General features: G+C 61.0%; 9 protein-coding genes. 8 read left to right on the forward strand and 1 reads right to left on the reverse strand.

The annotated features are described in order from the left end of the window. Positions 1-45: 45 nt before the first annotated feature. Positions 46-1,008, reverse strand: a complete 963-nt coding sequence (locus ACOTSS_RS12415; RefSeq protein WP_448688451.1) for a LysR substrate-binding domain-containing protein — start codon at positions 1,006-1,008, stop codon at positions 46-48. Between the two features lie 102 nt (positions 1,009-1,110). Here ACOTSS_RS12415 and ACOTSS_RS12420 point away from each other — a divergent pair, with 102 nt between their 5' ends. The 8 genes from ACOTSS_RS12420 (at position 1,111) to ACOTSS_RS12455 (ending at position 12,586) form a co-directional block, all read left to right on the forward strand. After that, entirely contained in the window at positions 1,111-2,628 is a 1,518-nt protein-coding gene (locus ACOTSS_RS12420; protein ID WP_448688452.1) for a carboxylesterase/lipase family protein, read from the forward strand. Continuing rightward, a complete protein-coding gene (locus ACOTSS_RS12425; RefSeq protein WP_448688453.1) occupies positions 2,625-3,665 on the forward strand; it encodes an alpha/beta hydrolase fold domain-containing protein in 1,041 nt (346 codons plus the stop codon). Before ACOTSS_RS12420 ends, ACOTSS_RS12425 begins: the two co-directional genes overlap by 4 nt. Before the next feature lie 22 nt (positions 3,666-3,687). After that, positions 3,688-6,036 carry a TonB-dependent receptor gene (locus ACOTSS_RS12430; protein ID WP_448688454.1) on the forward strand — a complete coding sequence of 783 codons (2,349 nt, stop codon included), beginning with the start codon at positions 3,688-3,690 and terminating at the stop codon, positions 6,034-6,036. Positions 6,037-6,214: 178 nt separating this feature from the next. After that, positions 6,215-7,465, forward strand: coding sequence for an MFS transporter (locus ACOTSS_RS12435; RefSeq protein ID WP_448691343.1), 1,251 nt, complete (start codon positions 6,215-6,217; stop codon positions 7,463-7,465). 69 nt (positions 7,466-7,534) lie between these two features. Continuing rightward, entirely contained in the window at positions 7,535-9,073 is a 1,539-nt protein-coding gene (locus ACOTSS_RS12440) for a benzoate-CoA ligase family protein (protein WP_448688455.1), read from the forward strand. A gap of 186 nt (positions 9,074-9,259) precedes the next feature. Further along, positions 9,260-9,721, forward strand: a complete 462-nt coding sequence (locus ACOTSS_RS12445) for a MarR family winged helix-turn-helix transcriptional regulator (protein WP_448688456.1) — start codon at positions 9,260-9,262, stop codon at positions 9,719-9,721. A 5-nt stretch (positions 9,722-9,726) separates the two neighbouring features. Then, positions 9,727-10,140, forward strand: coding sequence for an acyl-CoA thioesterase (locus ACOTSS_RS12450; RefSeq protein ID WP_448691344.1), 414 nt, complete (start codon positions 9,727-9,729; stop codon positions 10,138-10,140). A 184-nt stretch (positions 10,141-10,324) separates the two neighbouring features. After that, on the forward strand, positions 10,325-12,586 hold the full coding sequence (locus ACOTSS_RS12455; protein WP_448688457.1) for a bifunctional salicylyl-CoA 5-hydroxylase/oxidoreductase: 2,262 nt from the start codon (positions 10,325-10,327) through the stop codon (positions 12,584-12,586). Position 12,587: the final 1 nt, after the last annotated feature.

Raw genomic sequence — 12,587 nt, forward strand, 5'->3', positions numbered from 1 at the left:
GGTAAAAGGGCGCGTTCAGTGCCGGCCAGAAACCAGCCCTGACCGCTATTGAGGCCCGCTGCCTTGCTTGCCGAGGCCTCGGATTTCGGTTGCAGTTTCGTTGTAATCGCGAAACTGATCTTGCGCCTTTTCGTCGAGCAGTGCCAAAAAGGCCCGCCCGGCGGCATTCAACGACCGGCGCGACGGATAGGCGACATGGATGATGATGGGGCGCGGCGTCACGCCGGGCAGGACCTCGACCAATTTCCCCGATTCCAGATCGTCGCGGCAAAGCTGCAGCGGCAACCGCGCCATACCCAATCCGGCAACGGCAGCCCCTTGCGCGATCTGAAGATTGTTGGTCTGGAGTGTCGGCCGAATGTGAAGTTCTATGGGATCGCCGTTCGTATCCAACAGATTCCAGATCGGCTTGGTGCCGGCCTGCCACCATCCAATCCCCTCACGATCCTGCAAATCCCTCCACCCACGAATGATCCCCGCCTCAGCCATCCAGCCTGGCGCGGCGGCAAGGATATAGGGTGTGCGCAAAATCCGCCGCGCTATCATCGCGGAGTCGGGCAGCGATCCGTACGAGGGAACGAAAGTGATATCATAATGTTCGGGCAATACGTTCGGCAAGCTGCTGACGACATCGAAGGTGAGATGCACTTCGGGGAACATCGCCGCGTAGCTGATCGCAATATCCCCGATGAGCGTTTCGGCTAGAACGACCGGGCATACGACACAGAGCGGCCCCGTGGGCTGGGCGAGGCGGGCGTCGACGAGCGCGAGCGCGGCCTCTCGCGCTTCTCGAAGCGCGCAGGCATGTTGGTATAGCTGCCGACCCATGTCGGTGACGTAGAAAGTCCGTGTCGTCCGTTCGATGAGGCGGACGTCGAGATCGACTTCCAACTCCGCGATACGACGGCTGAGAAAGGATTTCGACACCCCTGCAGCAGCGCTTGCCCGTGAAAATGAGCCCTTCTCGATAAGATGAGCGAGCAGGATGAGATCGTCTGCTCGGGTCACGGCGAGCCTCCAGAATCGGGAAAGTTTATTATCCCAATCTTAGGATAATGTTTCACAAAATAGCCATCTTTTTCGCCGTTTGGAAACAATTAGTCTCGTCGAATGAATATGGCAGAGACATATATCGAACGGGAGATTCCGGATTGCGGCCGCATCAGTGGCGTCCGGCATGCCAATCTCCTGACGTTCCATAATATACCCTACGCGAGCCCCCCGGTGGGAGACCTGCGTTTCCTTCCTCCCCAGCCATGCCGCCCATGGGACGGTGTTCGCGACGGCCGCGTCCGCGGTGCGATCGCGCCGCAGCTCCCTTCGCGCGCCGATCATGTCATGGGCCCGATCACCGGGCGGCAGGACGAAGATTGCCTGACGCTGGCAATCTGGGCCCCCGATCGCGGCGAACGGGACCTTCCGGTCATGGTCTGGATTCACGGCGGCGGCTTTCTGACCGGCGGCGGCGCGCTCGACTGGTACGACGGCAGTGCCCTCGCCGCGGACCAGAACATGATTGTCGTCGGCATCAATTACCGAATTGGTGCGCTCGGCTATTTGGCGATTGACGATCGGGTTCCGGGCAACTTCGCCCTGTTCGATCAGCTCGAAGCGCTGCGCTGGGTGCAGCGGAACATCTCGTCGTTCGGCGGCAATCCCGATGCCGTGACCGTTGCCGGAGAATCCGGGGGCGCGCATTCAATCGCGTCTTTGCTCACCACCCCGAAAAGCCAGGGTCTGTTCTCGCGAGCGATCCTGCAAAGCCCGCCGCTTGGGATCGGCCTGGCGAACGCCGCTGAATCGCAAGCACGCGCGGTCGCCTTTCTCGACGCGCTCGGCATTGACGCTGCCCGGCATGACTTGCTCGATGTGCTGCGCGACATGCCGGTGGACCGTCTTTTGCAGGCGCAGGACAGCGCCGGAGCGGTTATCGCCGGGCGCGCGATTCTGGGAGATCTGCGTCCCTCGGTGCTTCCGGCGACTACCGCGCCCCATCCCGCCGTTCCATTCGACCTGACCATTGAAGCCGCGCGGGCCGCAGCGGCACGGAGGGTGGATATATTGATCGGCTGGACGCGCGATGAAGCCGCATTCTTCCTGTCCGAACATCCCATGCTTGCCGAACCCGACCCGAAGGCGCTCGGGGCATTCGCGACCGCATTGTGGGGCAAGATAATGGCCCGCGACTTGCTGAAAGACGCAGCTTCGCTGCGCGCGAACTATATCGACGCGGTAACCGCGAGCGCGTTCCGAAACGCATCGATACGCTTTGCCGAAGAGGTTGCGGACGCCAGCGGCAACGCCTTTGTCTATCAATTCGACTGGTCGCTCGAGGATTCGAGGCGCGGGGCATGTCACTGCCTCGACATTCCCTTCATGTTTGGAACGGCCTCTGCGTGGCGCGACGCGCCGCTCCTTGCGGGTGCTGACCCGGCTTCGATGTTGCGCCTCACCGAAACGATGATGGCGAGTTGGGGTGGATTTGTTCGCACCGGCGACCCCGGCTTCGCGCCATGGTCGGCGCTGCAACGGCCGCTGATGCATTTCGACGACCCCAGTTGGCTTGGGTCCGTGCCGATCGCCACTCCGACGGGTGACGCGGAGCTGTCGAGGGAGGCCCTCGCATGAGGCGGACCGCCCTGCCCCTCGCCGCGCTTCTGTTAGCGCCATCGACATCGGCGATGGCGAAGCCCGCTCCGGCTCCAGCGGCATTTATGCCGAGAATGACGCCGGTCACTATTCCCGAATCCACCGAAGCGATACCGGGCATGACGATCATCCAATCCTGCGATGACGGCTATGCCGCCGATTATCTGCCGGACGTTCCCTATATTACGCGCGCCGGCACGCCGCTTCGGCTGCAGATACTGAAGCCGCGCGATGTGCCGCCCTTCATGGGAGGCGCATCGGAACAGCCGCGTCGCCCGCTCGTGATCTATGTTCAGGGTTCGGGCTGGGGTCCCCAGAATATCTATTCGGCGATCCCACAGCTCGCCGAACTGGCGCATCGCGGTTATGTCGTCGCGAGTGTCGAATATCGTCCCTCGACGGTGGCGACGGCACCCGCGCAAATTCAGGATGTCAAAACGGCGATCCGCTTCATGCGCGCCCATGCCGATGAATATGGGATCGATCCCGACGCCGTCGGCATCTGGGGAGATTCGTCCGGCGGACATATGGCCGCGCTGGTCGGAACAACCGAAGGCGTCGCGGCGTTCGATACGGCCGACTATCCCGGCCAATCGGACGCCGTTTCCGCTGTGGCGGACTTTTACGGGGTCAGCGACCTGCGGACCCTTGGCGGACCGCCAAGCTGGCTCGATCATGATGCGCCCGATTCTCCCGGCTCGTTGATGCTTGGCGCATCGCCGCTCGTGGAACCCGAACGCGCCGCGGCGCAGAGCCCGGTCCACTATATTTCGCCGGATCGGAAGATTCCTCCCTTCCTACTCATTCACGGCGATGCCGATGCCATCGTTCCATTTCAGCAAAGCGTCGAGCTCTACCGGGCCCTGAACGACGCCGGGAAAGCCGTGGATTTCTATAAGGTTTCGGGTGGGAACCACGGTGTTCGTTTCTGGACGCCGCACATCATTCAAATCGTGTCTTCGTTTTTCGACCGCCACCTGAAGCGGACCGACAAGGCGAATTCGCAATGTGACTAGAAGAAGATCGGGAGGGAAAATCATGAAGAAATATTCATATCATCCAATGCGCCATGGCCATGCTCTATCGCGCAAAATGGCTCGCACCGGCCTCTGGGTTTCCTGCGCTCTGTCGGCGATTACGATACCTGGCCATGTCGCTGCGCAGGAAACGGCTGAAGCACGCACCACGACCCCGGACGGAATTGAGGACATCGTCGTCACCGCACGGCGAGTGGAGGAGAGCCTTCAAACGACGCCGGTCGCGGTCAGTGCCTTTACCGGCCAGATGCTCGAGGACCGGGCAATCAAGGACGTGACCGAACTATCGGGCTCAACGCCCAATCTCGTCCTTCAGGCGTCGGGTGCCAATGGCAGTTCCAAGACCCCCGCCATCTTTCTGCGCGGTCTCGGCCAGGCAGACAATGTGCTCACGGCAGATCCCGCCGTAGGCCTCTATCTCGACGGCGTCTATATCGCGCGCAACACCGGCGCGATCCTCGACCTTGTCGATCTCGAACGCGTCGAGATTTTGCGCGGACCGCAGGGGACATTGTTCGGCAAGAACACGATCGGCGGCGCCATCAACCTTGTCAGCCAGAAGCCGGTTGATCGCTTTGCCGCGAGCGCCGAACTGACGGCGGGCAACTATGCCCGGATCGGCGGCAAGGCGATGATAAACCTGCCGATCGGAGAGAATCTGGCCGCCCGGATCTCGGGTTTCGTGAATCGGCAGGACGGCTATATCGATCTCGTGAACTATCCCGGACGCGAGTTCGGCGACGACATGACATGGGGAGCGCGGGCGCAATTGCGCTGGAGTCCGTCGGACAATTTCACAGCCGATCTCGCCTTCGACTATTCGTCCACGCGCAACACCGGTGCGCCCGCAGTCTTGCTTGACACCTATCCGTCCGCGCTGACTCCCACCTTCTACAATATTCTCACCGGCGATCCGTCGTGCATGACGCCTGCCGGCCAGCAAAGCAACATGGCCTGCTTCGGTCCGGTCCAGGTTTCGTCCGATCCACGGGTTTCCAACGCAGCCTTCTTTTCGCGGTCGCTCGACCGGGTTGATCCGGTCAACCGCTTCGAAGTCCTCGGTGTGAACCTCGCGCTAAAATGGGATATTTCGGGGAGCACGACGGTCAGCAGCATCAGCTCTTACCGGCGTTTCCGGAGCGATTACTCCGGCGACGGCGGACTTGTCGGCGGGCTATTTTTCCAGACTTCGGCGGACCAGCAGGATGCCGAGCAATATAGCCAGGAAATCCAGATCGGCGGCACAGTGCTGGATGACAAGCTCAAATGGCTTCTCGGCGGCTATTTCTTCTATGAATATACTTTCAGCCACGTCGACGTGCTGTCTGCTCTGGCTGCGGCGCCGTTTCTCGGCACGACCTATCCCCTGCTCACCGACAATGAACAGCCGACGCACACCTATAATGTGGCGGCATTCGGACAGGCGACCTACGATCTGACTTCCTGGCTCCACCTGACGGGTGGCTTGCGGTGGACATATGAAAAGAAGGACGCCCTTCTGATACTCCGGCCCGCTGCACCGCAGGGTCTCGAAGGCGAACTTACGGTAAAGCGCGTCACGCCGCTGGTCACGCTGGCCGCGGATCTGGCGCCAGGCCTTTTCGCCTATGCCTCCTATTCCGAGGGTTTTCGCAGCGGGGGCTTCCCGCCGCGCATCATAGGGCAGGTTTCCTCGATTCCCACCTATGGCCCTGAAAAGGCCCAGAGCTATGAAATCGGATTCAAGGCCGACTTGCTGTCCAACAAGCTGCGCGCGAATGTTGCGCTGTTCTCGACCGGCTACAAGGATTTTCAGGGACCGGGCACGCGCACCGATCTGGTTCCGCCCTTCGGCACGGTGATCAACGCGGGCGATGCGCGGATCAAGGGCATCGAGATGGAACTGGTCGCGGCGCCATCGCGCTATGTCCGGGTCGATGCCAGCCTTTCCCACATGGACACCCGCCTCACCCGCGCCGACCCGACGCTCAATGAAGAGGGTATTCCGGTGCCGGTCGGCAAGCGCCTGCCATTTTCACCCGCGTGGAAGGCCTCCGCCGGGACGAGCGTGACGTTGCCGTTTGCGGATGGCAGCGAGATCGTCCTGCGCGGCGACGTGTCGCTGACCGATCGCATCTACTTCTCGTTGCTCAATGAGCGCGAAGTCAGCCAGGAATCGATGGTCCTCGTCAACGCTGGCGCCACCTATCGCTTTGCAAACGAGCGGCTCGAACTGGGTGTCAGCGTCAAGAATGCGACCGACAGCGGATATTATACCTCGATCGGCAGAAGCCGAAACACCACCGGAACCTTGACGGGTGTCCTGGCGCCGCCGCGCACATGGTCGGCGACGGTGCGGTGGCGGTACTGAGGCGGCATGGCGCACCGGGCGGGAGCGAGGGCCTGACATGAACAGCCATTCCGATCCTCTGCAGGGAAGCGCGAACGGGAGTGAACCGGCGCACTTGGCACGCCCCCGACCCTTTGCTTGGGGCATCGTGATCTGGTGCCTCGTCATCAGCATGACCGAAGGCTTCGATATCCAGGCGATGGCGCTCGCGGCGCCATCGCTTGCCAGCGAGTGGCGGCTCGTGCCGATGATGACCGGGCTGATCCTGACGGCGTCGGTTGCCGGTCTCGTTTTCGGCAGCTTCGTTCTAAGTCCGTTGGGCGATTCAAAAGGGCGGCGTCCGGCAATCCTCCTCGGGCTGGGCATTGCCGCGTACGGGACTGTCGCAGGAGCCTATGCGGCAGATATCACGACGCTTATGCTCGTACGGTTCGTGGCGGGAGTCGGTCTCGGCCTTGCGATGCCGGTTGTCATCATCCTAGCCGTGGAAGTGATGCCGAGACGGCTGAGCGCGGTCGTGGTGGCCATTGTGTGCAGCGGCTATGCGCTCGGCGCCGGAATCGGCGGCCTGTTTGTCGGACCCTATGTCGCACAGGATTATACGCTTGTATTCAAAGCCGGCGGCGCCGCGACATTGGTCGCGTTGATCGGCAGTTTTCTGTGGTTGCCCGAATCGCCGACTATCCTGTCGCGAACGGACGGAGGAGACTCTGCGCGATTGAGACGCCTGGTCACCGCTCCTGGGAAGAACATGCCGGGGGTTCCGGACACCCTATCCCACGGCCTATCTGACAGCCGGCCGACTGCGCTTTCGCTTGTCGTCGCCCTGTTCGCGCCCGAATGGCGGTTGCGAACCCCGCTGTTGTGGGCGGTCAATTTCGCCAACATGGCGCTCGTATATTATTTCGTCAGCTGGCTGCCGAGCATCTTGTCCGCGCAAGGCGCCAGCGTCGCCGTCGCGGTGTCGGGCGCCGCCTATTTCAGCTTTGGAGGCGTGCTTGGAGGCATCGCCATGTCGCTGCTCCTGCGTCCGGCCGGGCCCTATATCATATTGGCAAGCGCCAATCTCATAACCTTCGCCTGCATCGCGATACTCGGACTAGGCACGATGTCGGATTGGCAGTTCGTGGTGGTCATTGCGCTTTCGGGCGCATCGATAATCGGCTCACAATTCGCGCTGACCGCGATCGTCAACCAAATTTATCCCGGCGCCATTCGCGCAACGGCGCTGGGATATGCCACGGGCGCGGGCCGGGTCGGAGCGATGGTTGCACCGATGACTGGCGGAGTTTTGCTTTCGCTGGCTTCGACGCCGCAGACCGCAATTTTGGCAACTATGGCATTCGCTGCCATCGCCTTGTTCGCCATCCTGACCTTGCAGAAGCAAGAAGCCGCACGGCGGACGGGCTCAGGAATGGTGCATGGCGGGCAGAATTCCGATCGGGCTTGACACTCTTATATAGTTTAATCTTAAACTAGATGGATTGAACTTGGATTTCTTATGCAGGGAGATACGACGGTGGAATTCTACAACGCCGCGACCGATCTTATCGACCGGAACCTGGCCGATAGACGTGACAAGATTGCCGTGATCGACGACCACGGCAGCTACACCTATGCCGAGCTATCCAGGCGGATCGATCGCTTCGCCGGCTATCTGGCCGGGACGGGCTGGGCGCCCGAGAGCCGGATCATGATCTGCCTTGAGGATTCGGTAAATTTCCCTGTCGCCTGTCTGGGCGCCATCAAGGCGGGACTGGTTCCCGTCATGATCAATCCACTGCTTTCCAGCGAAGATTTCGACTATATGCTGAAAGACAGTCGCGCCCGTTTACTGGTCGCGTCGACATCGGCCTGGCCAAGGCTGGCGCCCCTTGTAGCGAATCAGCCATTCCTCGACCGATGGCTTCTGGCCGACGGAGATATGCCGGAGGGAGAAACCTCGCTTGCGGACGTCATCGAAGCCGCAGAACCGCTTGCCATGTCGGCCGCGACGCGCCCCGACGAGCCCTGTCTTTGGCAATATTCGTCGGGGACAACCGGGCGGCCCAAGGGGACGATCCACTCGCACGCAAATCTGCGTAGCCTCATGCAGTTATATCCACGCGAAATTCTCGATCTGACCGATCGCGACGTGACCTTTTCCGCAGCGAAGCTCTTCTTCGGCTATGGGTTCGGAAACGGCCTGGTCTTTCCCATTTCGGTGGGAGCGACCGCGGTATTGATGGCCGGAAGGCCGACGGCTGGCGAGGTCTGGAAGCGCCTTGTGGCACATCAGCCATCCATATTCTTCGGCGTGCCGACCCTCTATGCGTCCATGCTCCATGAACCGGATGCTCCCGATCGAGACGAACTGGCGCTGCGCCTTTGCACCTCTGCCGGAGAGGCGCTGCCTAGGCAGATCGGTGAAGAATGGACGCGAAAATATACCACTGATATTATTGATGGAATCGGCTCTACGGAAATGCTCCATATCTTCCTGAGCAATCGGCAAGACGACATCGCCTATGGAACGACGGGCCGTCCGGTCCAGGGATATGAACTGCGCTTGATCGACGAAGATGGAAAGCCCGTCGCGGATGGCGAGATTGGCGAGCTGCACGTCCGCGGGCCGACCAGCGCACTCGGATACTGGTGCAAGCGAGACAAGACCCAAGCGACCTTTCTTGGCCCCTGGATACGCACCGGAGATAAATTCCTGCGCGACCAAGAAGGACATTACGTCTTTTGCGGACGATCCGACGACATGCTGAAGGTCAGTGGAATCTATGTTTCGCCGATGGAAGTCGAAAACGCGATACTCACGCACGAGGCGGTGCATGAAGCGGCCGTGGTAGCGTGGTCCGATCCACACGGATTGGTCAAGCCCAAGGCCTTTGTCGTGCTTCAGGCGGGCCAATCGCCGACGGCGACGCTCAAAAAGGACCTCAAGGACCATGTAAAGCAAGCGCTGGCGCCCTACAAATACCCGCGCTGGATAGAATTTGTCGATGCGCTTCCCAAGACAGCGACGGGCAAGATTGAGCGGTACAGGCTGCGACAAGCCCCAGCAGCATAGGTTGCCAGCCATGCCTGTCCAAGAGATTGGCTTCCGTCGCCTTGCCCACGAATGCTAGTCTATGGTTGAAGTAAAATCTGCAGTGACCATTTCGCGCCTGGCGCTTATGCCGCAAGCTGAAACCTTTGCTGACAAGCCTGCGCCGGGGCGTTTCAGCCTGGCCAGAACAGAGTGAATGAGGATGGCATGCAGGAAAAGCTCGAGGGGGCGACATCGGGGCCTCTGGACCTCAGGGTCTGGGTCCGTCTGCTGAGTTGCGTCATGCGAATGGAAAAATCCATTCGCCGCAATTTTATCGAGCAGTTCGACACAACGCTTCCGCGGTTCGACGTCATGGCGTCGCTCGATCGTCATCCGCAGGGGCAGACGATGGGTGATTTGTCGCGTTCGCTGCTCGTGTCCAAGGGCAATGTTACCGCGATCGTCCGCCAACTCGAAGCACAGGAACTTGTCGTTTCGACCGTGGATCCTGCGGATCGGCGGTCGGCAATCGTCGCGCTGACTGCAAAGGGACGTCATGTGTTCGACGAATTGGCGGCCGCTCATCATGGCTGGATTCAGGACCTGATGCGCGACTTTCCACGCACCAGCCAGCGCGAACTGTTCGAACTTCTCGCCGAGCTCAAATCCTCGATCGCGAAGGCTTGAGCGGCATGTTCACGACGACGGCCCAGGTGAGATTCGCGCATGTCGATGCGGCAGCCATCGTCTTCTATCCGCGCTATTTCGAGATGCTCAACGCGGCCGTCGAGGACTGGTTTGCCGCAATGGGCTTTGATTTCCGCACCCTGCACATCGGCCATGGCCTCGGCACACCGATGGTCAAACTCGAAACCGAATTTCTCTCTCCCAGCGAACTCGGCGACCGGCTGGCTGTCGAGATCGAACCGAAACATATTGGCCGTTCAAGTTGCGCCTTTGACTATCGCTTCACGGGCGATGGGCGCGATCGGGTGCGCGGTCAGGCGACGATCGTCTGCATGGATCTGCAAGCCCAGAAATCGGCGCTTTGGCCTGACGCCCTGCGCGCAAAAATCGCGGCCAGCGCCGCCGCTTCCAACGACTGATCGCAAAAAGAACGATGTTCGGACGACATCGCCGCCCAGAAGCGATCCGTCACCAGAAAATGATTTATGCTTGAACTAATTTTCGAGACAGCCTACCGCCAACATGACTGAGAGAATCGGGGTAAGGCATATGAAGATTGCTTGCGTAGGCGGGGGTCCGGCGGGTCTCTATTTCGCGATTTCGATGAAGCTCAGGAACCCGGAGCATGAAATCACGGTTCTGGAACGCAACCGCCCGGGTGACACATTCGGCTGGGGCGTCGTCTTCTCCGACCAGACGGTGGAGCATCTCATCGCGAATGATCCGATCAGCGCGCAGGTGATGATCGATGAGCTTGCGCACTGGGACGATATCGACGTCCATGTCGACGACGGCGAGCGCAAGACCGGCATGACCTCGAGCGGCCACGGCTTCATCGGCATCGGCCGCAAACGCCTGCTCAACATTCTTCAGGACCGGGCGCGCGAACTCGGCGTCGATCTCCGGTTCGAGGTGGAGATCGAGCCGGACAGCGATTTTCTTGCGGACTATGATCTGGTGATCGCGGCCGACGGGCTCAATTCCAAGCTCCGTCGCCGCTACGACGAGAGCTTCCAGACCGACATCGACGTCAAGCGCAACAAATTCGTTTGGCTCGGCACGCATCAGCGCTTCGACGCATTCAACTTCCTCTTCGTGAACACTGAACATGGCTGGATTTGGGCGCACGCATACCAGTTCGACAAGGATACGGCGACCTTCATCGTCGAGACGACGCCCGAAGTGTTCGAGGCGTTCGGCTTCGACGAGATGAGCCAGGAAGAATGCTGCCGCCTCTGCGAAAAGATCTTTGCAGACTATCTTGGCGGGCATGATCTGATGACCAATGCCAGCCATATCCGCGGCTCGGCGTGGATCAGCTTCCCGCGCATCATCTGTCGCAAGTGGAGCCACGGGAATATCATCCTGCTCGGCGACTCCGCGCACACCGCTCATTTCTCGATCGGTTCGGGCACCAAGCTCGCGCTTGAGGATGCCATCAAGCTCGCGGAGGTGCTGAACCGCCCGAACATCGACCTGACGCGGCTCGACGCCTCGCTCGAGGAATATCAGGAAGAACGACAGCTGGAGGTCGTGAAGCTCCAGAATGCGGCGCGCAATTCGACCGAATGGTTCGAGCATCTCGATCGCTATCTCAAAATGGATCCCATGCAGTTCACCTACACGCTGCTGACGCGCAGCCAGCGGGTAAGCCACGAGAATCTGCGCGAGCGCGACCCGGCGTGGCTGGCCAAACTCGAAAACATGCTCGCTGCCTCGGCCTTTGGCCATCCGGTCGGCGAGAAGGTTCCGCCGATGTTCCTGCCGTTCAAGCTGCGCGGTATGACGATGCGCAACCGGATCGTGATGTCGCCGATGGCGATGTATTCGGCGATCGACGGCGTGCCCGACGATTTCCACCTCGTCCATTATGGCGCCCGCGCGCTGGGCGGGGCAGGGCTCATCGTCACCGAGATGACCTGCGTATCGCCCGAAGGTCGGATCACGCCCGGCTGCACGGGCCTGTGGAGCGACGCCCAGATCGCCCCGTGGCGACGCATCACCGACTTCATCCACCGCACACCCGGCGCGCGCGTCTGTCTCCAACTCGGCCATGCGGGTTCGAAGGGGTCGACGCGCGTCGCATGGGAAGGCATCGACAAGCCGCTCGAGCGCGGCAACTGGCCGCTCGTCGCACCGTCGGACGTGCCCTATACCTCCGAAAGCCAGGTTCCGGTGGCGCTCGACAAGGCGGCGATGGACCGGATCAAGCATGAGTTCGTTTCGGCCACGGTCCGCGCCGAGGCGGCGGGCTTCGACATGGTCGAGTTGCACTGCGGCCACGGCTATCTGCTCTCGGGCTTTGTCAGCCCGACGCAGAACCGCCGAACCGACGATTATGGCGGGAGCCTCGAGAACCGGCTGCGCTATCCGCTTGAGATATTCCGCGCGATGCGTGCGGTCTGGCATCAGGACAAGCCGATGTCGGTCCGCATCTCTGCCCATGACTGGGTTGGTGATCAGGGCGTCACACCCGACGAGGCGGTCGAGATTGCGCGCGCCTTCAAACAGGCTGGGGTCGATCTCATCGACGTCTCCTCGGGCCAGGTCACCAAGGCCGAGCAGCCGGTCTACGGACGCATGTTCCAGACGCCGTTCTCGGACCAGATCCGCAACGAGGTCGACATCCCGACGATCGCGGTCGGCAATATCTTCGACGCCGATCATGTGAATTCGATCATCGCCGCGGGCCGCGCCGATCTTTGCGCGCTCGCCCGTCCGCACCAGATGGACCCGAATTGGACGATCCATGCGGCGGCGATGCAGGATTACAAGGACGCGCCGGTGCCCGATCAGTATAAGAGCGGCTATTTCCAGCTGACGCTGCAGACGCAGCGTGCGGCGCAGATGGCGGCAGGCAAGTGAC

The organism is Sphingopyxis sp. NJF-3 (assembly GCF_053514865.1).

Excerpts from the sequence above, each read along its gene's own strand:
- ACOTSS_RS12445 (WP_448688456.1), top strand. The coding sequence starts at position 9,260 with ATGCAGGAAAAGCTCGAGGGGGCGACATCGGGGCCTCTGGACCTCAGG.
- ACOTSS_RS12455 (WP_448688457.1), top strand. The coding sequence starts at position 10,325 with ATGAAGCTCAGGAACCCGGAGCATGAAATCACGGTTCTGGAACGCAAC.
- ACOTSS_RS12425 (WP_448688453.1), top strand. The coding sequence starts at position 2,625 with ATGAGGCGGACCGCCCTGCCCCTCGCCGCGCTTCTGTTAGCGCCATCG.
- ACOTSS_RS12430 (WP_448688454.1), top strand. The coding sequence starts at position 3,688 with ATGAAGAAATATTCATATCATCCAATGCGCCATGGCCATGCTCTATCG.
- ACOTSS_RS12450 (WP_448691344.1), top strand. The coding sequence starts at position 9,727 with ATGTTCACGACGACGGCCCAGGTGAGATTCGCGCATGTCGATGCGGCA.
- ACOTSS_RS12435 (WP_448691343.1), top strand. The coding sequence starts at position 6,215 with ATGGCGCTCGCGGCGCCATCGCTTGCCAGCGAGTGGCGGCTCGTGCCG.
- ACOTSS_RS12420 (WP_448688452.1), top strand. The coding sequence starts at position 1,111 with ATGAATATGGCAGAGACATATATCGAACGGGAGATTCCGGATTGCGGC.